Source organism: Legionella bozemanae (assembly GCF_001648595.1).
Classification (GTDB): Bacteria; Pseudomonadota; Gammaproteobacteria; order Legionellales; family Legionellaceae; genus Legionella; species Legionella bozemanae.
In genome coordinates, this window is the sequence record NZ_LBAW01000019.1 from 1 (window position 1) to 26,219 (window position 26,219).

Consider the following 26,219-nt stretch of genomic DNA (forward strand, 5'->3'; position numbering starts at 1 on the left):
GAAATCAATTAGTTAGTCTAGACTAACTTGATTAAAGTGCCCCCTTATTTGGGGTAGAGCCTTATTCTGTAGCAAATAAAATCAACGCAAGAATTGCAAAGATCATCCCCAATCCATGTTTGAATGTTAGCCCTTGTTTAAGAAAGACGACGCATAACAAGAGAGTAATCATAGGATACATCGATGTGACGAGTACTACGGGCATTGTAGGTCCGTTACGAAGCGCGACAATGAAAAAAATACAGGCAATGCCACTTGCTAAGCCGTTCAATAGTCCGTATGTACTCCCTTTAGGGCAAAGATCCAGTTTGAAATCAAGTAATACTAAAGCGATGATGCCAGAAATCAATACACCTATGCTTGAATAAAAAGTGATGGACAGGGGATTAATAAAACTGGATGCTCTTGTGCCCCAATAGCCCCAGGCACCATAAAGACATAAAGCGATGAGTGAAGGATAATACCAAGAGCTAGGATTCATACAAATTACCTTACCTGATAGCAGGTTTTACATAGTGGCTATATACCTTATAGGATAACCGCTAGTTTATTAAAAAAATACGGTACCGAGTATCCTTTCTTGATCCCCGGCTACAATTTTTATTGCATCAGCTTGGAACTACTCTTTGTTCAGCTGTTAGAGAACTGGATTGATAATCCAGTTCTCTTTGTTTCCCTAACCATTCAACTAATCGGGTACGAAACGTTTTAAAAAATAAGAAGAAACGATTGGATGAGCGAATTTGAGCTATTTCATCATTGTGATACAAATCCATCACCTCTTTTGAGGTAGTTAATTTTAAATTTAAGGCAATTTTGTCTGCATGAAAAGCAATGTCAGTCAAAGCACAATTTTTTAATTTGAAGAAATCGTCAACAATTTCCCGACCTTCTATTTTAAAATCAGTAAGCGTAAATTGATGCTTTACGAAGTAGGCACAGTTTTTACCATTTGTTGCTTTTAATTCTTCATTGGCACCTGCTTCAATAAGTTCCATACTTAAATCATCAAAATGATAAAATCTTGCCCAATGAAGTGCGGTCATCCCATGATGGTCAGTTTGATTTACATTACATTTTAACTCGCGCATTTTTTCCAAAATATGCTTTGCAGCTTCTTTATCAGCCAGTTTGCAGGCTAAGAGCAAGGCTGTATTGTCATAAGAGGTTGCCAAGAGAAGTTTCGAGTTTGCCAAGCTCAATGCATGTTCCAGATTAAAAAGATTACGTTCAATAATGGCTTGATGCAACGGAGTATTGGTTGACACTACATCATCATAACTTCCCTTCTCAGGCAGAGAAAGCTGGCAAAATGGAGTGAGTTTCCTTAATGTTTCTTGGCATGAGCCGACAGATTTCAGTTCTTGCAGGTAGGCATTGAAAAAAATTTTAAGCGCGTCTAAATGATGTAATAAAGGCAGGGTATGCTTTAAAATGGTGGGGTGTAGAAAATCATTACTTTGTAAATAGCCCAGGAATGTTTGAAGTTTTTCTATACTGTTTTTATATCTTAATTGGGGAAGCATTGCTTCTATTATATCGTTCCGTAAAAGATCGAGTCTTTCTACGAATTTAAGAAATTTTTCAAGCGTTCGAAAATCTTCCACAGAGGGATTCGTTGTGGTTAATAATTCTGCTATTAAAGGAATTAATTCAGAAGGCAGACTTTTACTGAGTCCAAACAGATCAAAAATTAAATACCAATCACTACATTCTTCCGTATATTCCAACTCACCTTCGCCCGTGGTAAAACGTAGCGGAGTAACATGGGTTATTTGTGTATACCGGGTAAGTGTATCTTTTTTGGCTAAAAAACAGATGAGCTCATAAATTTTATCATCGCGTGCAGGGGCCATCCCAATTGCTTTAATCAGAGCCTTGCGCGTTTCCTGGCTTGTATTTTCATTGATAAACACCTGCAAGGCCAAGACAGGATTAGAAAAACGTCTTGCTTTAATGAAGGAAACGAGATGAATGAAATCAGTTAACTGATCAAGTGCTTTGCCACCTGGAACTACCGTAAGCTCTTCGCCTACCAATGTCTCTATTTCATCAAAATGAACATCAGGTTTATTGACTAAGGCGATCATCTTATCACTTAAGAGGATTTTTTTTACTTCTACTTGTGATGAGGCCATAATCGTCCTTCTGTTAAGTCAATGGTTTGATTGGTAAAACATCTTACTTTAAATAAATTAAATTCACAATTTGTAAAATTAGTGATTTTTATAGAAAATTAATATATGAAAAAAGACAATCGGCCTACGATAAAACGAAATATCCACAAATTCTGTGGATAAGCATGTGGGTTATCTGATGAAGAAAATAATAAATAAGCCGAACTCAGTATAAGGTATATCTCTTGGGTGATTTTTTCTCTACAATAAGACTTTAACCAAAAATCAAAGCAAATATGTATAAACCATTAGCCCTTTTTATGGGGTTGCGCTATACGCGTTCCAGAAAGAAAAATCATTTTGTTTCTTTTATTTCGTTAAGCTCAATGCTTGGTATTGGCTTAGGAGTGATGGTTCTTATTACGGTCTTATCGGTAATGAATGGATTTGACCAGCAAATCCATAATCGGTTTTTCGGGATGGCTCCCGAAATTACGGTTTCTGGACCTAATGAACGACTTAGTGATTGGCCTGAAGTGGCTAAAAAAATCCAAACGATTCCTGAAATTAAAGCATTGGCCCCCTATGTTGGCGGACAAGGATTAATGGTTCATGACGGACAGGTTTTACCTGTTGTCCTGACGGGAGTTTTACCCGAAAAAGAACAACAGATGAGTCGCTTACAAGATAAATTGCTTGCTGGGAGCTTAAGTAATTTAAAAGATTTTGGCATTATCTTGGGTAGAGGACTGGCAGACAGTATGGGAACAATGATTGGAGACAAGGTTACCGTCATGATTCCCCAAGCAACAGTTACCCCTGCTGGAATGATTCCTCGTTTTAAGCGATTTACTGTGGTTGGGGTTTTCTCAGCTGGAACCGGGTTTAATTTTGATACCAAATTGGCATTTATCAATATGGGAGATGCGCAAAAATTATTGCAAATGGGTGATGAGGTAACTGGAATCAAGATGAAAATAGGTAATGTTTACCAAGCACCTGAATTGTCTTATCGATTATCTCATTTATTAGGCGACGACTATCAGGTAGGTAATTGGACGCAGCAATATGGCGCATTTTTCCAAGCAGTTAAAATGGAAAAAACAATGATGTTTCTGATCTTGTTACTAATTATCGCAGTGGCTGCATTTAATCTAGTATCTTCCCTGGTGATGGTTGTTAATGATAAACAAGCAGAGATCGCAATTTTAAGAACTATTGGTGCGACTCCTTCTACCATATTATGGACGTTTATTGTGCAAGGAATGATGGTAGGAATTGTAGGTACCTTTTTTGGTTTGCTTGGTGGATTAGTATTGGCAAAAAATGCAACCACAATTGTGAATCATCTGCAAACCTGGTTTCATTTTAAAGTTTTATCATCCAGTATTTATTTTGTTGATTATTTGCCTTCTGAGATTCTGTTTAGCGATCTATGGAAAGTTTGTGTTATGGCGTTATTAATGAGTTTTCTTGCAACAATTTATCCTGCCTGGCGGGCCTCAAAAACAGTAATTGCGGAGGCTTTGCATTATGAGTGATGTTATTTTAAATGCGGAAAAACTATGCAAGTCATACAATGACGGTACTTCCAAAGTCGAAGTATTGCGAGGGATTGATTTGTCCATAGCTCAAGGGGAGCGTTTGGCAATTATTGGGCCTTCAGGATCTGGAAAAAGCACTTTATTGCATTTGTTGGGTGGATTGGATAAACCAACAAGCGGAGATGTATGCATTAAGGATGTAAATTGGCAAAAGATAAACGAAAAACAACGATGTAAACTACGCAATCAAGGTTTGGGATTTATCTATCAGTTTCATCACTTGTTACCTGAGTTTACCGCCCTTGAAAATGTTTGCATGCCTTTATTATTGGCAAATATCTCAGTGAAGGATGCAGAGGCTGAAGCAAGCAAAATGTTGGATGATGTTGGTCTTAAAGAAAGAAAAACTCATAAACCTGCACAGCTTTCAGGCGGAGAGCGACAACGGGTTGCCATAGCTCGAGCTTTGGTGCATCAACCCTATTGTGTATTGGCAGATGAACCTACGGGAAACCTGGATCAGACAACTGCAACAAAAGTATTTGATTTAATGCTGGAGTTGAATAGAAAAATGAATACTGCTTTGGTTATTGTGACTCATGATCAGCAATTAGCCAATCAAATGGATAGAGTTTTAGTGCTAGGAGAAGGCACTTTATCTGACTTTAAGTAGCTCTGACTATTAGCTAAGTCCAACCGGAATTGTTTCGAATTATAAAACAGGAAATAATAAGATGTTTAAAAAAACTGAAAAGATTGGTAAAAAGCGATCCTCCGATGATTTGCCTCGAGATATCCCCTTGAGTAACTCACCAGGAAGTTTAATAGATAAGATCAAAGCAGACAAAAAACAATATGAGCTTACAGATGTTGGACTTCCATTAACTTCTCATGGTTTTTTGTCTTCTAAAAGAAGCCGTAACACCTTAAAAGAAAAGGATTTTCAATCGCATCATCGTGCAGGATTAGAAACAATACTCGAAGAGTCAAGCGAAGAAGAGACTAAAAGTGAATTTATTCCACTCTAGCCTATTAGTCTTGTAACATTTTATGAATTGAAGCAGAATCTGTATGGAGTTCTGCTTCATATCCAAGAAGATAGATTTATTCTTAATAATCAGCATGTCCTGGTGTGCGTGGAAAAGGAATGACATCGCGTACATTGGCTAAACCGGTAACATAGCTTACCAATCGTTCGAAACCTAAACCAAAGCCTGCATGGGGTACTGTGCCGTAACGACGCAGATCCCTATACCATTGATAACTTTCTTTATTTAGATTGCATTCCTCGATGCGCTTATCCAGAATATCCAGACGTTCTTCGCGCTGACTGCCGCCGATGATTTCACCGATCCCGGGTGCTAAAACATCCATAGCAGCAACCGTTTTTCCATCATCGTTGAGGCGCATATAAAAACCTTTAATTTCTTGAGGATAATTGGTCAGTATGACGGGTTTTTTGCAGTGAACCTCTGCTAAATAGCGCTCATGTTCAGATTGTAAATCCAATCCCCAACTCACTGGAAATTCGAATGATTGCTCTGCTTTTTCCAAAATTTTAATGGCATCAGTGTACGTCATGATTTCAAAATCTGAATTAACAATATGTTCCAGGCGTTCAATACATCCGGGGGCAACGAATTGATTGAAAAAGTCCATATCATCCGCACGCTCGTTCAGAACAGCTTTGCATAAATAGCGCAGCATCGTTTGGCTTAAATCACAAATATCGTACAAAGTAGCAAAAGCAACTTCAGGCTCAATCATCCAGAATTCCGCCAGATGACGGCTTGTATTTGAGTTTTCAGCGCGAAAAGTTGGCCCAAAAGTATATACTTTGGACATAGCCATACAATAGGCTTCTAGGTTTAACTGGCCTGAAACGGTAAGAAAAGTCTCTTTAGCAAAAAAGTCTTTGCTAAAGTCAGTTTGGCCGTATTCATTTTTAGGCACATTTAAAAGATCTAAAGTGGATACGCGAAACATTTCACCTGCACCTTCACAATCACTTGAGGTGATAATGGGGGTATGCACCCAAAAAAAGCCTTGTTCATGGAAAAAACGATGGATGGCTTGTGACAGACAATGGCGGATTCGCGTCACCGCACTAATTGTATTCGTACGAGGCCGTAGATGGGCTACTTCACGTAGAAATTCCAGTGTATGACGTTTCGCTTGAATAGGATAGGTATCCGGATTTTCTACCCAACCTACGACTTTAATCGAGTCAGCCTGAATTTCAAAAGCTTGGCCTTTTCCTTGTGATGCAACTAATTTTCCTGAGGCAATCAGTGAGCATCCAGCAGTAAGTTTGCTGACTTCATCATGATAATTAGATAAACCATCTGTAGCTACGATTTGAATAGGAGCAAAACAGGAGCCATCATGCAGGCTAATAAAAGATAAGCCCATTTTGGAATCACGTCGGGTCTTTACCCAACCTCTAACAGTAACGTGTTCATCAATGCGGATTTCACCATCTAAACACTGTTTTATGGTAAAAGCTTTGGTCATTTTTTACTCCTCATTCTATATATATTTTGCGCGGTCACAAAGCATTTTTAGTGTTTATTTCCATTACGAAAATCAGACTATTTAGGCGCAAGCTAGCGAAATGCAAACAAGCCTTAGTACTTTTTTAAATTCTATCAGTCTGATATACATTTTCGATTGAAGAATTCATTAGGTTAGCGAGACTGGATATGCCAAAAAAATCGCAATTTGTGACCTCATGAAGTATAGATACCTTCAACTAAAAATGAGATGATACACTGGGGTTATCCGCATTTCTACTATCTTGGTACTAAAAGGCATGGATTTTCTGCTCTAGTGCGGTACTCCTAAAATAAAACTTTTAAATTACATATCAGTAAAAATGAAAGTGCTTAATTGGGATCTGTCTGCAATTCCCGAGATTTAAGTCGCAATGAGTTGATTTTGCAAGCACTGAGCAGCGTACATAAAAGTATGGCGGCATCGGAATACAGAAAATCAAGGCTTTGCGCGAAGATAACAGAATTATAAGCAGGCCCTAGATCATTGAGGAAATATTATGTTGCGAATAGTACTCTGTATTTTATTGTTTTTTGGTTCTTGTATGGCCACAGCAAATGATACGATATTAAAATTATACAGACCTTATGGGGATGCGACAGAACAGGTAACTCCTCAAGTGAAAAAGATACTCAAGGGAGAGTGCTATTCTCAATCACAACTCATCATCCGCGAAGATGCCTGGCGTTGTAGTGCACATGGCAAAACTTATGATCCTTGTTTTGTTAAATCAGGTCCAAACAGGACAGAGGCTTTATGTCCTCAATCTCCCTGGATTGGCGATAGTGTACAAATTAATGTGAGGCAGCCTTTGAATAATGAGCTCAATGAAACTTTGGATATGTATCGCGCTTATCCTTGGGGAGTCGAGTTAACCACTGGAGAGCGTTGTAAAGCAATTCATTCAGAAAAAACTTATGATCAAATGCCGATACGTTACAAATGCAACAATAAAAATTACTTAGTAGGTCATTTACAACGATGTAAAACAGTATGGAGTATACTGGAAAAAACGCCCCAAGGTGTTGTGACAGTAGAGCTAAGCAAAGCGTGGTTCTGAACAGAATATGAGAAAAATCATTTGCCGCTTTAAATTAATTATTTGATTTTAAATAATTTTTATTGATTATGTTGTAAAAAAATTAGAAAATCCACTCGCTTTTTAAAAGCTATTTATATTTTTTAATCATAATTAATTTTAAAGTCTAGGATTAGCAAATGCAAAATAAACAAGAAAAACTCTTTGAAAATGCTCGCTTTCTTAATAATGAAAAAGAAATCGACCGTTTGCAAAATTCAAATGAATATAATCCATATAAAATTATTTTCTTATGCCAGGAAAATTTAAATTTTATACAGCCTCTAATAGCCGATCCTAAAGGGGAAGAACTTCCTGAAGCTTTTTATGATGAAGCTCTTCAACTGGAATTATTAAATAAACTGGGTAACTATTATTTATCTCTATATAAAGCATTAAGTTCTATTAAAAATCCAACAGAAGGTGACGAATTAGATCAGGTGAAATATAGGAAGCTCGCTGAAGAATACAATTTTGAAGCAGTGAAGCAAATGGATATAGAGTTGGAAAGAGTTCAATTTGATGAAAATTATGCAATGGCACTGTATTTAAATGATTTGGAAGAAAATGAGGCTTCCCCAATATATTCAGGGCAACGATTCTTTAAATTAGAACCCAAAGATGATGATTCTAATATTCATCTGGAACAACAGAATAAGGAAGAAGATAGTCCATCGAAAAAAAGAAGATTATCCATGTAGTTTGTTGATGTACATGATCACAATGGTGTCAACTTAAGAAAGTCCAAGCATATATGCTGCCTTTCAGCCCGATAGCCGTCAACCCTAGTATAAAGCGGATATTGTCATTCCTGCGCAGGAAGGAATCCATCCATGATGGAGCACACTGCCAATATAAAAATGGATCCCCGCCTGCGCGAGGATGACAAATTTATTTGCGAATTGAGCAAGATAGCAACTGTCTTGAATTTTATTTCAAGACAGCAAACGTAGGTCGGGCCTTGGCTCGACAAATCGATGTTACTCTCCAAACCAATTTCTCCAGAAGCTATTTTTATGAATGAATTTTTTATTAATTGAAAATTGTCGGGCCAAGGCCCGATCTTGTATCTACGCTTGCTTTTCAGCCCAGTCTTTTGGATGCCAGAATATTTTTCTTAAGTTGTCGCCGCAAAGAAGACATGATGAAATAACTCAGTTTGAGTGAGGTAGACCTCTTGGATCTCTACGAAGAAGCCTCCGGAGCTGCTTTTTTGAAGGGTTCCAGGGTCAAACAATGACTATTGATTTCATTGATAAGAGGATAGTTATCCATTGGAAAATGAAACCGGTTTGCATTGTAGATCTGAGGAATAAGGCAGAGATCTGCTAAAGTAAGCGCATTCCCAAAGCAAAAAGATTGACTGCGTTTAATAGGCTGCAATTTCGCTTCAAAAGCATCAAATCCGGCTTTAAGCCAATGGTGATACCATTCTGTAACTTGTGCTTCATTCACTTGAAATTGCTCTTTTAACCGATTTAATACTCTTAAATTATTCAAAGGATGCATATCACAAGCAACGATTAAGGCAAGCGATCTTACTGTGGCCCTATCCAGTGGATTTTGAGGTAATAAAGCAGGTGTTGGGTAAGTCTCATCCAGATAGTCGATAATGGCAAGTGATTGATTAATCACTTTTCCATTGACTTCCAAGCTGGGAACTAATTCTTGAGGATTTATCTTTCGATATTCAGGGCTATGTTGCTCTCCGCCATGATTCACTAAATGAATATCAATTTTTTCATAAGTGATATTTTTCAGGTTCAGAGCAATACGAACACGATAACAGGCTGTCGAACGAAAATAGTCATAAAGTTTCATTACTTATATCCGCTCAACGACTTGATCGATCGCACCAAACAGGCTTGTGCCCCGTTTATCGAGCATTTCAATACGGATACGATCCCCAAAGCGCATAAAAGATGTTTTAGCTTGACCATTTTCTATGAGTTCTAGCATTCTTTTTTCAGCAATACATGAAGAACCTTTGCTGCGATCAAGATTCGAAACAGTACCTGAACCAATAATTGTTCCTGCACTGAGGACTCTGGTTTTTGCTGCGTGTTGAATTAACTCTGGGAAAGAAAAGGTCATGTCGATTCCCGCGTTGGGTTGACCAAATAATTGTCCATTTAGATGGCTCAATAAAGGCAGATGCACTCGCTGACCGTCCCAATCAGTACCTAATTCATCGGGAGTAATGGCTACAGGAGAAAAACTGCTGGAGGGTTTGGAATGGAAAAAACCAAAACCTTTTGCCAGCTCATCTGGAATTAAATTACGTAAAGAGACATCATTAACCAGCATCAATAATTTAATATGTTGACCTGCATCTTTAGCACTTATGCCCATAGGAACATCACCCGTTACCACAGCAACTTCTGCTTCAAAATCAATGCCGTATGCCTCATCAGCAACTAAAATGGGATCTCTGGGGCCAAGGAAGGAATCAGAACCTCCTTGGTACATCAAAGGATCAGTCCAAAAATTTGCTGGCAGTTCAGCCCCACGGGCTTTGCGTACAAGCTCAACATGATTAACGTAAGCACTTCCATCAGCCCATTGATAAGCTCGGGGTAAGGGAGATGTGCAATGTTGCGGATCAAAGCTGATGGTATTTTCCAAATGTCCTTCATTGAGTTGTTGATAGACCTTTTGCAGCTTTTCTTTTACTGTGTCCCAATGTTCTAGAGCATATTGCAAATTGGCTGCAATCTGGGGTACACGTAGTGCAAGAGTCAATGCTTGATTGACTACGCATAATTCTCCATCTCGTGATGTTGATTTTAAACTGGCAAGTTTCATACGATCCTCATTAGTCGTTATGGTCTTGGTTCTGCTGTGCTTTACCCGAATCTTCTACACATTCTTTGAAAAATCAGCCTAGCTCTATTCCAACGTCCCGCAGCGTGTCTGCTGGATCCAGAAGATCTATCCTAAAACACTGGACCCTGCGGACAAGCCGCGGGGTGTTGGCAGAGATATGATTAAGAGACAGGTGCTTCATCCAGATTATAGTACCTAGTCACCAAATTTTTTAAGCAGATGTTTCTTTCAAAGTACCACGTCTTATCTGATCTCGTTCAATGGCTTCGAATAATGCCTGAAAGTTACCTTCACCAAATCCCTGATTTCCTTTGCGTTGAATAATTTCAAAAAACACAGGGCCAAAGATATTTTCCGTAAAGATTTGCAGTAATAAACCATGTTTCGGATCAGCCTCGCCATCAATCAGAATTTTCTCTTCTTGAAGTTGATTGACTGGCTCTTGATGCCAGGGAAGGCGCTCATGCAACATTTCATAATAAGTATCTGGAACATCAAGGAATTTAACGCCTTGTTCTCTTAATGTATGCACCGTATGATAAATATTGTTGGTGGTTAATGCGATATGTTGAATGCCTTCCCCTTTGTATTGATGAAGAAATTCTTCAATTTGTGACAAATCATCTTTGGATTCATTTAAGGGGATTTTGATTTTCCCACAAGGACTACCCAGCGCACGGCTTAATAATCCAGTCATTTTTCCTTTAATATTAAAATAACGAATTTCCTGGAAGTTAAAAATGGATTCGTAAAACTGAGCCCACTTATCCATATTGCCGCGAAATACGTTATGGGTTAAATGATCAATCATGATTAAACCATTTCCTTCTACTTTTTTATTGGGTTGATGTTCCCAATCAGCAGAGAAAGGTTGATGTTGATCATCAACAAAATAAATAACACTTCCGCCTATAGCCTGGATACCAAGTAAGCCATGATGAGCATGGGTGCAATCTTCAAAAGCAGTTGCTCCGTGTTTGATTGCATATTCAAAGGCTGCTTTGGCATTTTTGACTTTAAATCCCATAGCACAGGCACCTGCTCCGTGAGTTTTGGCATGATCTTCAGCTTGGCAATTGGTTGCTGCATTGACTATAAATTGAATTTCACCTTGTTGAAATAAGGTGATGTCTTGGTTTTTATGATGTGCAACAGCTTGGAAACCCATGTCAGTGAATTGTTGATGCAGACGTTTTTTTTCTGGGCCTGAAAATTCTAGAAAAGCAAAACCATCTAATCCACAGGGGTTGTTGTTTGTTGGCATTGTCTATTTACTCCTTTAAAATTATTCGGTACTTAATAACAATTCCTTCTTCTAAGGATGGAAAAAACAAAGATACTGTAGCCTGGGTTATATTATTTCTTAAGATGGCTGTACTAAAAATAATCCATCTGCTATCGGCAATAAACTAATAAACACACGCTGATCATTTTTAATCAATTCATTCAGTTTCCTGATTTCTCTGGTCTGGCTACCTGTTTCATTCTCGTCGATTACTTTACCATCCCAGAATATATTATCTATAGCGATTAGCCCTTGAGGTTGAATGAGCTTCAATGCCAATTCATAGTAATTCACATAGTTGGTTTTGTCGGCATCGATAAAAATAAAATCAAATTTTTGTTCCCAACCTTCAGCGATTAATGCATGTAAAGTATCTAACGCACGGCCAAGTCGTAATTCAATTTTATGGTCTTGTTTTGCTTCTTTCCAGAAAGGATGTGCCTTACTTGTCCATTCCGCATTGATGTCACAGGTAATGAGCTTACCATCATCAGGCAGCATCAAAGACATTGCCAAAGCACTATAGCCGGTAAATGTACCTAACTCTAGAACATTTTTTGCCTGAATCAAACGCAAGAGCAATTGCATAAATTGTGCTTGCTCCGGCGCGACTTGCATGTTTGCCAACTCCATAGTAGAGGTTACTTTGCGCAGACCAGTCAGAGACGGGTGTTCCCGCAAAGACTTATCCAGCATGTATTCATAAAGGTTTGGAGTTAGGCTTAAATGCTTCATAGTATCCTTTTAGGAGTTGTTGACAATTCTACTATCTTGTTGGCCACAATGGCCGAGTTTTATGTGCCTCTGAAACACCCATACTTCATTAGTATGTGCTGTGCTTCGATATTCTAAAATCATCTCATTTTGGCTCAATCTAGCGAATTGTCAAACCCTTAAGATAATTTTTCTTTTGCCAAATTATCCGCAATTTCACTAGTAGGTAAATCTTCTTTAACAGACAGGGCAAAAATTTCAGTTAAATGGCCATAAATTGCATCGATCTGTTCATTAATTTTTTCTTCTGGAGTATGAAGATATTTAGAGGCTGCAAAAATTAATCCCCCGGCATTAATAACATAGTCTACAGCAAATAAAATACCTTTATCATGTAATTTTTTACCATGATAGGTATGAGCCAGCTGGTTATTTGCGGCTCCGGCAATAATTGTAGTTTGCAGTTGAGAAATAGTGATGTCATTGATAATTGCACCTAAGGCGCAAGGTGCGAAAACGTCACAGGGAACCTTATGAATTTGATCGGTACTAACTGCTTTTGCGCCAAATTCAACAACAGCACGATCTACTGCAGTTGGAGAAATATCAGCAACAGTTAGTGTAGCTCCTAATTCATGCAAATGTCTGGCGAGCAAAAATCCAACATGCCCCAAGCCTTGAATGGCTACATGAATACCGTTGAGGTTTCCTTTGCCTAGTTTGAAAGCGACAGCTGCTTGAATGCCTCGTAGTATCCCTCTGGCGGTAGACGGTGAAGGATCGCCATGGTACTTGGACAAGCTGGCTACATAGGGAGTATGTTCCCCAATGATATCCATATCTGGCAATTCAGTTCCACTGTCAAGAGCAGTGATATAACGTCCATTCAATTCATTAACAAATCGACCAAATTGATGCATGTATTGGGCGCGATCAAATGGGCCATTAGGTTTGATAATAACTGATTTACCGCCTCCCAAAGGCAAGTTGACTGATGCCGCTTTGAAGCTCATTCCCCGTGCAAGGCGCATGGCATCTTGGATTGCTGCATAAGTACTCGGATATTCAATAAAACGACAGCCACCTAAAGCAGGACCTAATTTGGTATTGTGAATGGCGATTATTGCTTTCATTCCAGTTGCAGGATCCACTTTAAAATGTAAGTCACCAAAACCATGAGAGAGGGCGTAATCGAGGAAATCATCTTCAGCTATTATTGGGTTACTATTTGATATATTGTCCACTGACATCATTGTTTATGCTCCTCTTGCAAATATTTTGCAGAAGTTATATTCCTATTTTTTGATTAAATCAATGGTAAGGTTAATAATTTGGTGTCTTAAGGTATGCTGATATACACTTAATTTCATTATTCATCAAGTTGGAGAGTGTCATGCGCCAAGTAGTTGTCAGAATGTTGGCTTTAATGTTAGTCACACCGTTTGCTTTTGCTGAAAATGCCTTACCGCCTCCTGTTTTTCCTCCTCAGTTAGTCCTTGATAAAATTGATTTTCAAGTTTCAGCAAAACAATGGGTTACAACTCAAACGGCTTTATTGGGCGTCAATATTAATGTGACTTTAACCAGTGCTGATTTAGTGAAGGCACGTGCTGATATTATGGAGCGATTAAACAAAATCGCAAAAGGAGAATGGCATTTGCTCGAATTCGATCGTTCACAGGATAGTTCTGGCCTTGAAAAGTTGTATGTGCAAGCACAAGCACGAGTAAATCAAGAAGCATTAACTGATATTTATAAAAATGCCAAAGATGTGAGTTTGCCTGGTGCTAAATATGAGATATCCAGTGTTGATTTCAAACCAAGTTTTGATGAAACTCAAGCTGTTTTAGGGCAAATTCGCCAACGCTTGTATCAACAAGTGAATGATGAACTTGCTCGTATTAATAAAGCATACCCAGGACAAAATTACAGTGTCAGTAATTTGGTTTTTGTTGAAGGAACTAATCCGCCTCAGCCAAGACCTTATCAAGCGAAGACGATGAATACCATGATGGTAGGAGAAGCAGCAGCTGCGGCTCCGGCTTTGACAGTCAGTAATGAATTAATATTAACCGCAATTGTTGAGGTTGCTTCGAATCGTAAGCAATAAAATAGCAGGATGCTGTCATTGAATTAAAGTATCTGCGACGTCCTACCCTATGACTGGTTCATGGGGCGTGTCTCTGAGAGATAGACGTAAACTTAAATTAGTTTATTGTTAACTAATTTTATAAGCTCTCTACGCGCGCTTTATGCGCGGTATGTAGAATAAAAATTTATGAGGATCTTCATAAAGAATTGTCTACTGACTCCTGTAATGAAACTGCTTTATGGATTCCGTGTAGGCAAGCTGCGAGATATAGAGTAGGGATGTGAGTAATTAATGGCAAGCTTGGTACAAAAACCACTATTTATACAAGGGGAATCAATTTGTTGGTTGTTGAAAAAATTATTGGGCATCGAGGTGCGTCTGCATATGCTCCTGAGAATACGTTAGCTGCTTTTGACAAGGCTTTGGCTTTAGGATGTCATTTTGTTGAGTTTGATGTGATGTGTAGTGCTGATGGAGAACCTTTTGTAATTCATGACGACAATTTAAAAAGAACAACAAATGGGCGCGGTAATGTAGGCATGGTTGAGTCCGGATATTTGCGCTCTTTGGATGCAGGCTCTTGGTTTTCACGACAATTTAAAGGCGAACATATTCCGCATTTTAAAGAAGTACTGAAGTGGTTATCTTTTTCAGGCGTTCAGGCAAATGTGGAAATTAAACCTTATCCTGGTACTGAAGAGCAAACTGCGGTAGCGGTAATGAGCCACATTCAACGTTATTGGCCACAAGATAAAGAGTTGCCTTTGGTTTCCAGTTTTTCTTGGGATGCTTTAGTTTTATGTCGCAGTATCGCTCCTGAAATGCCATTAGGTTTATTACTGCATGTTTGGGATGGGCAATGGTTACAAAAAGCAAAACAGTTAGAGTGTTTTTCCATTCATCTTAATCGCAGGGTTTTAACAGAGGAGCGGGTTAAGGCAATTAAAGCAGCGGGTTATGTACTTTGTGCTTATACGGTGAATCGCAGACGTTTGGCTAATAAGTTATTTGGCTGGGGGGTTGATGCGGTTTTTAGTGATTATCCTGATTTACTGGCATGAAAAAATTATTACTTTTTTTATTCATTCTCTTTTCTACTTTGTCTGTCCAGGCAAAACGAGTTGAACTGGTGCTTTGGCATGGAATGGCAGGACATCTTGGTGATGAAGTCAGGCTGCTTGCTGATGACTTTAATCAAAGCCAAAGTGAATATTTCATTAAACCTGTTTATAAGGGAAATTATGTAGAGACATTAACAAGTTTTGCTGCTGCATTCAAAGCACATCATCCTCCTGCAATCGTGCAAATTTTTGAGGTAGGCACTTCCATTATGCAGTCACCAAAGGGGGTAATCAAGCCAGTAGATGAGTTGATGCAAGAACAAGGGATGGGCCTGCCTCAAGAAGACTTTATTCAATCGGTTCGTGAATTTTATAGCAATAAAGGGCAATTAATGGCTTTGCCTTTTAATCTCTCAGTTGCAACGTTATATTACAATCTAGATATACTTGCCAAAGTAGGTTATTCACAAGCCAATTTTCCTCGTACTTGGTCTGAGATGGAGGTATTGGCAGAAAAGTTAAAAAAAGCAGGTTATGATTGCACCTATACCACAGCTTATCCTGGATGGGTGCTTTTTGAATCGTTTTTGGCGATTCATGGATTACCGTTAACCCAGAATAATCCTGCACGTGCTGTTTATGCAACACCGCAATTACTCCGTCATTTTGAGCGTTTGAAACGGTGGCATTCATTGCATTATTTTCGATATGCAGGCCGGGTTGATGATGCTACCATTTTATTTACCAGCAGTGTTTGTCCTTTATTTAGTCAATCCTCTGGAGCTTATAACAGTTTATCAGCTTTGGTTCCCTTTCGTTTAGGCATTGCCAGTATGCCTTTGGATACTGAAGCAAGTAAACTAAGGCATGCGAATGTTGCTGGGGGAGCTGCATTATGGGCAGTGGCTGGACAAACGAAGGAAGAATATAAAGGGATAGCCCAATTCTTTGCGTTTATTGCCAAACCCGAGACACAAAAACGTTGGCATGAGCATACAGGCTATCTTCCCATAGGGTTACAAGGTATTTATGAAGATATTTTGCGCAGCAGTCGCCATCCTACCTTATTGATGGCGCGTACTGATTTAGCAGGTGAGTTACAAGAAAAACCGTTACAACGTTTTGGTCCACAAAATCAGATTCGCAGCATCAATGACGAGGTTTTGGAGGCGATGTTTGCTGGTTTTCTAAGTCCAAGTAAGGCCATACATGAATCTGCAGCGCGAACCGATCATATATTATTGCGTTTTGTAAGAAATACTACGGGACAATAATGATAAGAACATCAAAAATACTATGTATTCTAGCAATTGCTTTTTACTGTTTTCTGGATGTTTTCGGGAATGTTTCTGATTATTATGTCAATTTTGCTGCGGTCGAACGCACGCTGATGATGAACGATATATTTCCGGATTCTTTAATTGGTTATCGAGCCATTACCAATCCCATACTGCATCATGCAATGTATCTGGTTATCACTGGTTTAGAATTGTTAACTACGATAATTTGCGGTGTAGGGGCATGGAAGTTATTTAAAGTGCGGCATGCAAACGCTTTCGTATTTAATGGTGCTAAGAATTGGGTTGTAGCAGGGCTTACTTTGGGATTTTTAACTTGGCAAATGATATTTATGTCTATAGCTGGTGAGTGGTTTGGCATATGGATGTCATCCTCGCTAAGAGGGGCTATAACAACTGCATTCCAAGTATTTATTACTTTTTTAGTTCTTCTGATCTACTTAATTATTAAAGATGAGTAAAGGTTAGCTTGAGGATCCCATTCCCACTACCTAATAAAAACCCTCCGCAAGCGGAGGGTTTAATGAAGTACGAAGAGTATTTATTCCATTATTATACAGAAAATTGCCTACTGGCTTCTTCAATTTGTTTAAGCATACGCTCTTCTTGGGCTCTCAGTTTCTCCAGTTCTAAACTTCCTTCTTTGTACGTAACTTGGATTTCTTTGATAGAGTCTTCCAGTTTTTCTATCTCATGATCTATTTGCTCAAGAGTGGAGCGTACTTCTTCCGTTGCAGCATTCAGGGTTGCTTTCTTAAGAGTTATTTTTACCCACATTAAATAAAGTGATGCATTTCGAGCATACTCAGATGGAAGTCTGGTTTCTGGGGCCTTATCTTTTCTTCCAGGGATAATTTCTAACTCTTTCGCAAGAGCTGTTATATCTCCTTCGAGCTCTTCTCTCCTAGACTCATATTGCTTTTCAGTTCTATCTCTTGTTAACCGGTAAGTAGCCACGCTCTTCTCTTGATCTCTTAAAAGATTATCGAGAACGTCCAATTTTTTAACAAGTCCCTCAATTCTATCATGTAACGGCACACATTGTTGAAACAAGGTAAATGCATCGAAACCTTTTAACTCAGTCTTCAGGAGACGAACAACAGCTGCTTCTTTCTTAGCTTGTTTCTCCCTGTTTTCCAAAACTTCTCTTGCTTTCACTGCCGAGTTTTTAACATCAATAACGTCATGTACAGTAAGAATTAGACCTTTGCCTTCATATCGTTGATCAATGTATTGTTGAACACGCGCTTCAGTGTCTTTATTTCTTACGCAACGGCCTGTTGCCTGGGGTCCTGACAAGATTCCATTAATTACATTGATATCTGATTCAATAACAGGCGAATTAGTATTGATAATTTGCACGTTCAAGATATCTCTAATACTCACCCCTGTTGCAATTACCTGATCCGCTACGATATGGGTTCTCAATCCTACTTCGATTTGAGCAAGTTGCTCATCTTTTGTAGTTTGAGTCGTACTCATATCAATTGCACCAGAATAATTCTCAGTTGCTTGCAAAGCGACTAAATTAGGCTGCGGCGCCCCAGTTATCACTTCAGATATGGGTTCAGATCCTTTGATCTTGGTTACTATTGCTTCTGCTCTATCCAATATCAATTTGGTAATGGCTTCTCTTTGCGCCTCTGGCAAATTGGAAATAGGTACGCCTAACTTTTCTAAGGCTTCCTTAAGGTCTTCCCTGCTTTTTACTTCAGCCGTTTTAAGTTTGGTAGCATAGGGTTCAGGTAACACCTCCTTTTTATATTTCACAATATGCTGATCGTATTCAGTTAAATAGTTATCAAATTTGTGAGTTCTGTCTTTTTCCGCGATATCTGGTTGCTTTTCATTGAAGACAAGAGCAAGAGCAAAGCTATTGATGGCTCTTTGAATATCTTTTTGTTGTTCTTTATCGATATCTTGCTTTAAATTTACTACCGGTAGTGCTACAGTTTTTCGGAATTCTACTTCATCTACGGCGCCAAACTTCCGAGCTAATTTCAATCGTGCGTCACATTCAGATTTTTGTCTAAGTTTTGCAACGTCACCTTGATATTTTTCAATAGTTTCTCTATCTCCATTGGCGATTTTTTGATAGATTTCAGCTAATTCCTCACGAGTTTCTTTATCGTCGGAAAAACTCATGTTACGTTGGCAACGGATGCGGTTCAATGCTAAAGCCTGATTAATGGCTCTTTCTTGTGCTACAGAGTCTTCAATTCCTGTTTCCGCTTTTATGATCTGTTTCTTTAATTCAAGAGGATCAACATAACCAATCATCCCTTCTTCGAGATAATAATCATCAAAGTAGTGAACCACGGCTTGGTCAACCAAATCTCCTTCTTCCAAATAAGCCAATTCAGGTTTAATTGGTCGAATAGTTCCGAGTTCAATTGCAGCACCCAGACTTAAGTCATCTAAAGGATCACCTTTAAAGAGCTCATATAATTCAGAAGTTGGAGTGGCTGTTAATGCCAGGACTGAATTACGTTCTTTTATTCCTTTCAAAATTTCTGCATCTTCTGGTTTAAAAGTATGTTTATGGCTTTCATCAATTAAGACCATAGAATCGTTTATTTCACTTGCAATAATCTTGAATAAGGGATGCTCAGCTTGTAAAATAACTTGATCAAAAGGCTCAGTACCTGCAATTACTTTGCGAAAATATACTTTGATTTTTTGTATATCTTCTTCCTCTATATCACTTAAATCCTTCTCCAAAGCGTCCCAAAGAACGTCCACTTTACCTTTAATAGAATCCAAAGTGAATATTCGTGGAGCTACTTTAACCCCATGGACCACTCCGGCGCTAAGCAGGTCGGTTGTTTCTTTTATTTGCTGCTTTACCAATGTTTCATCAGGAACAATCATGACTGTGCGCCCAACGGCTTGAGCAATACCGGCCATAACAATACTTTTACCGGAACCGGTACCCATAACTGCGAGGCGTTGTTCTTGCCCTGCTTTTAAACTGTCATGAAATTTAGCTAAAATTTCATTTTGATATGCGTATGGAACAAACGATTTGGTATCAACAGCTAACCCTTTATGAGTTACTGCACGAAGATCACCTTCTTTATCATAGGTGAGTTTCACAATAGCTGTATGGCCATGATCGAAGAATAATTTTCCTCTGCTCACTTCAGAATTTAACTTACTGGTAATATTTACCGTATAATTTTGCGTCGTATCTACAACAGAATCATATCCATCGAACACCAAGTCAATTGTATAAACTGCGCCACCAATCGTAATAGCAGCTTCAAGATGTTGCTTTTCGTCATCTTTTTTGACCCATTTAGTGCTTTCTCCAGGATTACCTGCACTTTGTAAAATCGCTTTTACGACATTTCCAATCTTTGGATCTTTTTCCTTATTTTCTATAGCAATAATTTCTTGAGCTCGGCCTATTGTAACTACTGCTCCACTAGTTACCACCTCTTTTAATAAATGGACCGCAGCAACAGTATCTGTATAATTTTTAAGATCTTCAATCTGCTTGCGGACTATATCTTTACTAGCGCCCATCTTTAGTTTCCCCTCGAATATTTTTTAAACATTTGTTTTTAAGTTAGGTCATTGTGAGATTTATCTATATAGTTGGGTCACAATTTACCTAATGCGGGAATTATACAAAAAGAATATTAAGTGACTATTAAGTGATTTTATTGAAAATTATTTGATCATATAAATAAAGTTTTTAGAGGATGATGAGGTGGTAAATGACCTGTCTTAAAAGCAATCAAATAATGATGACAAAACTTGAGAAAATCCGGAAAATGCTAATATTTTTGCGAAAAATATTTTTCTAACAATTGAATTCGCGATATTAAAACTCGATATCACTTCGTAAGCTAAGAAGTTTGAATTGGTATTTGAGTTCGGAACCTGATCATAAAAAAACCCTCCGCAGAGGCGGAGGGTTTGATGAAGTACAAAGAATATTTAATCCATGATTATACAGCAGTAAATTGCTTGCTGACTTCTTCCATTTGTTTAAGCATACGCTCTTCTTCCGCTCTCAGTTTCTCCAGTTCCAAACTTCCCTCTCTGAACGTAGCTTGGATTTCTTTGATAGCCTCTTCCAGTTTTTCTACTTCAGCTTCTATTTCCTTAATAGTCTGACGTACTTCTTTTGTTTCAGCTTCAAGTGTTGCTTTCTTAAGAGTTATTTTCACCCACACTAAATAAAGAGATGCATTTCGAGCATACTCAGGTGGAAGCGGGGTTGCTCCGTCTTTTCCTTTTCTTCCAGGTACAATGTATAACTCTTTTTCAAGAGCATCGATTTCTTCAACAAGAGATTTCTTCTTAGCCGAATGTAGCTCTTCAACCTTAACCTGTTTTAGCTGTTGGGAAAGCAGGCTCTTCTCTTTGTCTTTTAATAGATTATCGAGTGTTTCCAATTTTTTAACGAGCCCCTCAATTTTTTCATGTAAAGGTACGCATCGTTGAAACAAGGTAAACGCTTCAAAACCTTTTAGCTCAGTCTTCAGAAGACGAAGAACAGCCGCTTCTTTCTTGGCTTGTTTTTCCCTGTTTTCCATAACTTCTCTTGTTTTTGCTGCTGAGTTTTTCGGATCAATGACCGCATCTACGGTAAGAATTAGACCTTTGCCTTCATATCGTTGATCAATGTATTGTTGAACACGAGCTTCAGTATCTTTATTTCTTACGCAACGACCAGCTGCCTGGGGCCCTGAGAGGATTCCGTTAATCACATTGATATCTGATTCAATAACAGGCGAATTAGTATTGATAATTTGCACGTTCAAGATATCTCTGATACTCACCCCTGTTGCAATCACCTGATCTGCTACGATATGGGTTCTCAAACCTATTTCGATTTGAGCAAGTTGCTCATCAATTGTAGATTGTGGCGTACTCATATCAATCGCACTAGAATAATTCGCAGTTGCTTGCAAAGCGACTAAATTAGGCTGCGGTGCTCCAGTTATCACTTCAGATATGGGTTCAGATCCTTTGACCTTAGTTACCATTGCTTCTGCTCTATCCAATATCAATTTGGTAATGGCTTCCTTTTGTGCTGTAGGCAATTTGGAAATAGGTGCGCCTAACTTTTCTAGAGCTTCTTTTAGTGTTTCTCTGCTTTTTGTTTCACATGATTCAAGCTTGGTAAGAAATGGTTTAGGTATCTCATCATTTTTCGTTTTATATTTCGCAATATGCTGATCCCATTCTTTCAAATAGTCGTCAAGTTTGTGAGTTCTGTCCTTTTCCGCGATATCTGTATGCTTTTCATTGAAGACAAGAGCAAGAGCATAGCTATTGATTGCTCTTTGAATATCTTTTTGTTGTTCTGTAGCGATATCTTGCTTTAGATTTACTACCGGTAGCGCTACAGTTTTTCGGAATTCTACTTCATCTACGGCGCCAAATTTCTGAGCCAATTTCAATCGTGCGTCACACTCAGATTTTTGTCTAAGTTTTGCAACTTCACCTTGATATTTTTCAATAGTTTCTCTATCTCCATTGGCGATTTTTTGATAGATTCCAGCTAATTCTTTACGAGTTTCTTTATCGTCAGAAAAACCCATATTACGTTGGCAACGGATGCGGTTCAATGCTAAAGCCTGATTAATGGCTCTTTCTTGTGCTACAGAGTCTTCAATTCCTGTTTCCGCTTTTATGATCTGTTTCTTTAATTCAAGAGGATCAACATAACCAATCATCCCTTCTTCAAGATAATAATCATCAAAGTAGTGAACTACGGCTTGGTCAATCAAATCACCTTCTTCCAAATAAGCCATTTCAGGTTTAATCGGTCGAATAGTTCCGAGTTCAATTGCAGCACCCAGACTTAAGTCATCTAAAGGATCACCTTTAAAGAGCTCATATAATTCAGAAGTTGGAGTGGCTGTTAATGCCAGGACTGAATTACGTTCTTTTATTCCTTTCAAAATTTCTGCATCTTCTGGTTTAAAAGTATGTTTATGGCTTTCATCAATTAAGACCATAGAATCTTTTATTTCACTTGCAATAATCTTGAATAAGGGATGCTCAGCTTGTAAAACAATTTGATCAAAAGGCTCAGTACCTGCAATTACTTTGCGAAAATATACTTTGATTTTTTGTATATCTTCTTCCTCTATATCACTTAAATCCTTCTCCAAAGCCTCCCAAAGAACGTCAACTTTACCTTTAAGAGTATCCAAAGTGAAAACTCGTGGAACTGCTTTAACCCCATGGACCACTCCGGCACCAAGCAGGTCAGTTGTTTCTTTTGATTGTTGGTTTACCAATGTTTGATCAGGAACAATCATGACTGTGCGCCCAACGGCTTGAGCAATACCGGCCATAACAATACTTTTTCCGGAACCGGTACCCATAACTGCGAGTCGTTGTTCTTGTCCTGCTTTTAAACTGTCATGAAATTTAGCTAAAATTTCATTTTGATATGCGTATGGAACAAACGATTTGGTATCAACGGATAGTCCTTTTTTAGTTACCGCACGAAGATCACCATCTTTGTCATAGGTTAATTTAACAGTAGCTGTATGATCGTGATCGAAGAATAGTTTTCCTCTGCTCACTTCAGAATTTAACTTACTGGTAATATTTACCGTATAATTTTGTGTAGTACTTACAGTATGATCATTGCCTTCATAGACCAAGTCAATTGTATAAACTGCGCCACCAATCGTAATAGCAGCTTCAAGATGTGGTTTTCCATCGCCTTTATCTTCCCATTTAGTGCTTTCCCCAGGCTTACCTGCTTTTGCTAAAATCGCTTTTACGACATTTCCGATCTTAGGATCTTTTTTATTGTTTTCTATATCAATACTTTCCTTTGCTGTTCCTATTGTTACTACCGCACCATTTGTTACCACTTCTTTTAACAAATGGACCGCAGCAACGGTATCTGTATAATCTTTTAGATCTTTAATTTGTTGTTCAACAACTTCTCGACTTGCGCCCATCTTAAATTTCCCCTTAAATATATTTTTTAGACATTAATTTTTAAGTTAGGTCATTGTGGGTCTTATTTTGATATGTAGGCCACAATTTACCTAATGGTTGCCATTATATAAAATTAATCTTAAGTGACCATTAAGTGATTTCATTGAAAATAAAATGTTCATTATTGAGGGGTTAAAATAGAGAGGAAAGAGGATGTATTTTTATTATTTACTATATTTAAAATATATTTTCTTTGTTACTATCTTGAGCTCAATGACTTTTTTTTGGTGGTACACGCCAAATAATAAATAAAAATTCATTGATATTTATTTGAGATACAAAGAGAAAATGGCACAGGACAGTGAGGCGGTAATGACATATCTTAAGATTAATCAAATAACTGCGGCAGAAGGTAAGACTATGACTCTCTTAAAAAAATTGGGTTTGGATCCTGATGAACGGATGTTGAAAACTCTTGAGGATAATCCTGAGTATGTTAATCGGCTTGCCTCCTTATTCAAGCGCTTAAAAACATGTAACATTAAGCTGAATGATACACTTCATAATATCATTGCCAGCAATGTTTCTTATGCAGGTAGTTTGAGCAATTTATTAGATTTTATGCACAATGAAAAAATTGATGTAACTCTTTTTCCTCTAGAGCGTTTATTTGCTGGTGCACAATCAGATACAGCCCTAATACAGGGAATACAGCTGCTCAAAACGCGTGCCTCCCTTGATTTAGCCACTTTAAATCTTTTGTTTGCCTATCCTGCGCACTCTTTATTGCTTGCTGATTTAATCATTAATTTTCAACAGCACGCTTATCCTACAGAGAAAATAGTCGAAAAGCTCCATAAGTTTTCTGCAAAAAATATGGATACGGCAATAAGAGTACTTAACCTTCTTTTAAATAAAAATCTCTATTACTTTGAATGTTTCGATGTTCTTTTAAAGCATCAGGAATATATCGATAAAATTTATGAGGGCACGGCAAAACTTACTGCAAAAAATAAACTCGCAGCAAGTTACTTCGGTGTCATTGAGAATAATCCACAGAATGCCAATGTCCTTGCTAATCTTATTTTGTTATTACATAAAGAGTCACTCATTGATTATAGAAAAACAGAAGATTTATCAACGATAAGCAAATTGGGGATTGGAGCATTTCATTTCTTGTCTCATCTGCAGCAAGCAGGCATATTAAATTCTGAAAATTATAAAAAAGTCTGTCAAGATACTTCAATTCTCATGCAAAAGGAGGTCATTGAGTTGTTTAGTAATCTTCCTTTATTTGAAGAATTCGATAAATCAGAATTAGCACAAATGCTTGGTTTAATTTCTGAACCGAGTTCTGAAACCAATTTAGATGAATTTATTGAAATAATTGAAAAGCATCAATTAATTAAAAACCCAAGCTTGAAACAATGAAATTTGCTTTAAGATGGCCATTTGTGTTATATTTTAGTCCTTTGAGGGCAATTTAGGGACAGTTATGGCTGGACATAATAATACTGAAAACATAGAGACAACAAGCATGAGTACTCAAACGATTATCCAAAGTTTAAAGCCTGAAGTTGTCCGAGGATTAATGCAATCTTCTTCTTCTCCTGGAGCTGGCGGAGGAGATGATAAAGAAGAAAAAACAACAATCATAAGTAGTGTTTTTCTTAACCGTTTGAATAAATTAGGTCTAGGATTTGAGCGGCGAATGATCAATCTCATTGCAGCACACCCGGAGAGTGGTAACCGTTTAATTTCCGTATTTAAGGCATTGAAAGAACTTAAAATTGAGCTGACTGATCATTTGGAACATGTTATTGGACAAAATATTGCCAATGTTGGAGGGGCAGTCAATTTATTGGGAGTGATGAAAGATTTAGATATCGAACCTAATTTTGTGCCAATGGAACTTTTGTTTCAGGCTGCCAGGAGCGATTCAACTGTGGCGCAGTCCGCACGAGATCTACACGAGAGAGATTTGCTTGACAAATCGAGTTTTAATTTAATCCTTGCTTATCCTGAGGAATCACTCAATATTTCTCAATTCCTTATTGAGCTTCAGGATCATGCATACAATCCTGCATCTTTAGTAGATAAACTTCGCGCAAGTTTAATTTCACCTGCCCACATGAATACAATGCTTAATCTGCTTGATTTATTATTAACAAAAGACATTTATGATCTGGGTATCGTTGATATTCTTGTAAGACAAGGAAAATTCATCGATAGAATTTATGAAGGTGCTAGAAAACTGTTAGCAGTGCCCGAATTGTTAAATAACTATTTTGTATTACTTGAGAGAAATCCCGAGAATGCTAATATTTTTGCCAAAAATCTTTTGTTATTACACAGTACATCACTTATTAATCACTGTTCATCAAAGGAAGATTTTTTAAAGGTAAGTCAATTGGGTGTCGGGACATTTCATTTTATGAATTACTTGCAGCAAGCAGGCATGTTGAATGCTGCAAATTATCAAAAAATTTGTGAAAATAATAGCATTTTAGAAAGGCCAGACGTCGTTACAACATTAACTAATCTTCCTTTAATGACCAAATTTACGCATGAAGAATTAGTAAAAATGATGACGTTAGTGACTAAGCCAGCAATTTTCGTTACCCTGAGAGATGCTAATGAATTCAATGAAGTCTTAGAGGAGCATCAATTTCGTATGGGTAAAGCTCCGGGGCCGCGTATGGGGCCAGGTCGTTAGTCAGTAAGCAAGCA

The 26,219-nt window shown here is 38.0% G+C and carries 21 protein-coding genes; 11 read left to right on the forward strand and 10 right to left on the reverse strand.

Annotated features, from left to right (window positions below; translation table 11 throughout):
- Positions 1-61: 61 nt before the first annotated feature.
- Complete coding sequence (locus tag A8O27_RS13375; RefSeq protein ID WP_058459722.1) at positions 62-481, reverse strand: EamA family transporter; 420 nt, start codon at positions 479-481, stop codon at positions 62-64.
- Positions 482-608: 127 nt separating this feature from the next.
- The gene (ankQ, locus tag A8O27_RS13380) at positions 609-2,138 is read right to left on the reverse strand and encodes a Dot/Icm T4SS effector AnkQ/LegA10 (RefSeq protein WP_058459721.1); all 1,530 of its coding nucleotides are present in this window, start codon (positions 2,136-2,138) and stop codon (positions 609-611) included.
- A 275-nt stretch (positions 2,139-2,413) separates the two neighbouring features.
- Between ankQ and A8O27_RS13385 the strand changes: the two genes are divergently transcribed.
- From A8O27_RS13385 to A8O27_RS13395, 3 genes are all read left to right on the forward strand, one after another.
- Complete coding sequence (locus A8O27_RS13385; RefSeq protein ID WP_058459720.1) at positions 2,414-3,658, forward strand: lipoprotein-releasing ABC transporter permease subunit; 1,245 nt, start codon at positions 2,414-2,416, stop codon at positions 3,656-3,658.
- Positions 3,651-4,334, forward strand: coding sequence for a lipoprotein-releasing ABC transporter ATP-binding protein LolD (lolD, locus tag A8O27_RS13390; RefSeq protein WP_058459719.1), 684 nt, complete (start codon positions 3,651-3,653; stop codon positions 4,332-4,334). Before A8O27_RS13385 ends, lolD begins: the two co-directional genes overlap by 8 nt.
- Before the next feature lie 61 nt (positions 4,335-4,395).
- On the forward strand, positions 4,396-4,689 hold the full coding sequence (locus A8O27_RS13395; protein WP_058459718.1) for a hypothetical protein: 294 nt from the start codon (positions 4,396-4,398) through the stop codon (positions 4,687-4,689).
- Between the two features lie 82 nt (positions 4,690-4,771).
- Here the strand turns inward: A8O27_RS13395 and asnS are convergent, their stop codons facing one another.
- A complete protein-coding gene (asnS, locus tag A8O27_RS13400; RefSeq protein ID WP_058459717.1) occupies positions 4,772-6,175 on the reverse strand; it encodes an asparagine--tRNA ligase in 1,404 nt (467 codons plus the stop codon).
- Positions 6,176-6,713: 538 nt separating this feature from the next.
- Between asnS and A8O27_RS13405 the strand changes: the two genes are divergently transcribed.
- Positions 6,714-7,274 (forward strand): hypothetical protein, encoded by a 561-nt coding sequence (locus A8O27_RS13405; RefSeq protein WP_058459716.1) that lies wholly within the window; start codon positions 6,714-6,716, stop codon positions 7,272-7,274.
- A gap of 158 nt (positions 7,275-7,432) precedes the next feature.
- On the forward strand, positions 7,433-7,993 hold the full coding sequence (locus A8O27_RS13410) for a hypothetical protein (RefSeq protein ID WP_058459715.1): 561 nt from the start codon (positions 7,433-7,435) through the stop codon (positions 7,991-7,993).
- 484 nt (positions 7,994-8,477) lie between these two features.
- On the opposite strand, the gene maiA is transcribed toward A8O27_RS13410, so the two are convergent.
- From maiA to A8O27_RS13435, 5 genes are all read right to left on the reverse strand, one after another.
- Complete coding sequence (gene maiA / locus A8O27_RS13415; protein ID WP_058459714.1) at positions 8,478-9,113, reverse strand: maleylacetoacetate isomerase; 636 nt, start codon at positions 9,111-9,113, stop codon at positions 8,478-8,480.
- Positions 9,114-9,116: 3 nt separating this feature from the next.
- The gene (locus tag A8O27_RS13420) at positions 9,117-10,097 is read right to left on the reverse strand and encodes a fumarylacetoacetate hydrolase family protein (protein WP_058459713.1); all 981 of its coding nucleotides are present in this window, start codon (positions 10,095-10,097) and stop codon (positions 9,117-9,119) included.
- Between the two features lie 232 nt (positions 10,098-10,329).
- Positions 10,330-11,382, reverse strand: coding sequence for a 4-hydroxyphenylpyruvate dioxygenase (hppD, locus tag A8O27_RS13425; RefSeq protein ID WP_058459712.1), 1,053 nt, complete (start codon positions 11,380-11,382; stop codon positions 10,330-10,332).
- A gap of 99 nt (positions 11,383-11,481) precedes the next feature.
- On the reverse strand, positions 11,482-12,138 hold the full coding sequence (locus A8O27_RS13430; protein ID WP_058459711.1) for a class I SAM-dependent methyltransferase: 657 nt from the start codon (positions 12,136-12,138) through the stop codon (positions 11,482-11,484).
- A gap of 158 nt (positions 12,139-12,296) precedes the next feature.
- Positions 12,297-13,370, reverse strand: a complete 1,074-nt coding sequence (locus A8O27_RS13435; RefSeq protein ID WP_058459710.1) for a Leu/Phe/Val dehydrogenase — start codon at positions 13,368-13,370, stop codon at positions 12,297-12,299.
- Positions 13,371-13,510: 140 nt separating this feature from the next.
- On the opposite strand from A8O27_RS13435, the gene A8O27_RS13440 reads away from it, so the two are divergent.
- From A8O27_RS13440 to A8O27_RS13455, 4 genes are all read left to right on the forward strand, one after another.
- On the forward strand, positions 13,511-14,227 hold the full coding sequence (locus A8O27_RS13440) for a hypothetical protein (protein ID WP_058459709.1): 717 nt from the start codon (positions 13,511-13,513) through the stop codon (positions 14,225-14,227).
- 323 nt (positions 14,228-14,550) lie between these two features.
- On the forward strand, positions 14,551-15,270 hold the full coding sequence (gene ugpQ, locus A8O27_RS13445; protein WP_115684347.1) for a glycerophosphodiester phosphodiesterase: 720 nt from the start codon (positions 14,551-14,553) through the stop codon (positions 15,268-15,270).
- Complete coding sequence (locus A8O27_RS13450; protein WP_058459707.1) at positions 15,267-16,544, forward strand: extracellular solute-binding protein; 1,278 nt, start codon at positions 15,267-15,269, stop codon at positions 16,542-16,544. Before ugpQ ends, A8O27_RS13450 begins: the two co-directional genes overlap by 4 nt.
- A complete protein-coding gene (locus A8O27_RS13455) occupies positions 16,544-17,029 on the forward strand; it encodes a DUF2165 family protein (RefSeq protein ID WP_115684275.1) in 486 nt (161 codons plus the stop codon). The genes A8O27_RS13450 and A8O27_RS13455 overlap by 1 nt, the downstream gene beginning before the upstream one ends.
- 91 nt (positions 17,030-17,120) lie before the next feature.
- On the opposite strand, the gene A8O27_RS13460 is transcribed toward A8O27_RS13455, so the two are convergent.
- Together A8O27_RS13460 and A8O27_RS13465 are read right to left on the reverse strand one after the other, a co-directional pair.
- Positions 17,121-20,096, reverse strand: a complete 2,976-nt coding sequence (locus A8O27_RS13460) for a DEAD/DEAH box helicase family protein (RefSeq protein WP_064115102.1) — start codon at positions 20,094-20,096, stop codon at positions 17,121-17,123.
- A 428-nt stretch (positions 20,097-20,524) separates the two neighbouring features.
- Positions 20,525-23,509, reverse strand: coding sequence for a DEAD/DEAH box helicase family protein (locus A8O27_RS13465; RefSeq protein WP_064115103.1), 2,985 nt, complete (start codon positions 23,507-23,509; stop codon positions 20,525-20,527).
- 352 nt (positions 23,510-23,861) lie between these two features.
- Between A8O27_RS13465 and A8O27_RS13470 the strand changes: the two genes are divergently transcribed.
- Together A8O27_RS13470 and A8O27_RS13475 are read left to right on the forward strand one after the other, a co-directional pair.
- Positions 23,862-24,920, forward strand: coding sequence for a hypothetical protein (locus tag A8O27_RS13470; protein WP_058459980.1), 1,059 nt, complete (start codon positions 23,862-23,864; stop codon positions 24,918-24,920).
- Positions 24,921-24,984: 64 nt separating this feature from the next.
- The gene (locus tag A8O27_RS13475; protein WP_058459704.1) at positions 24,985-26,205 is read left to right on the forward strand and encodes a hypothetical protein; all 1,221 of its coding nucleotides are present in this window, start codon (positions 24,985-24,987) and stop codon (positions 26,203-26,205) included.
- Positions 26,206-26,219 lie beyond the last annotated feature (14 nt).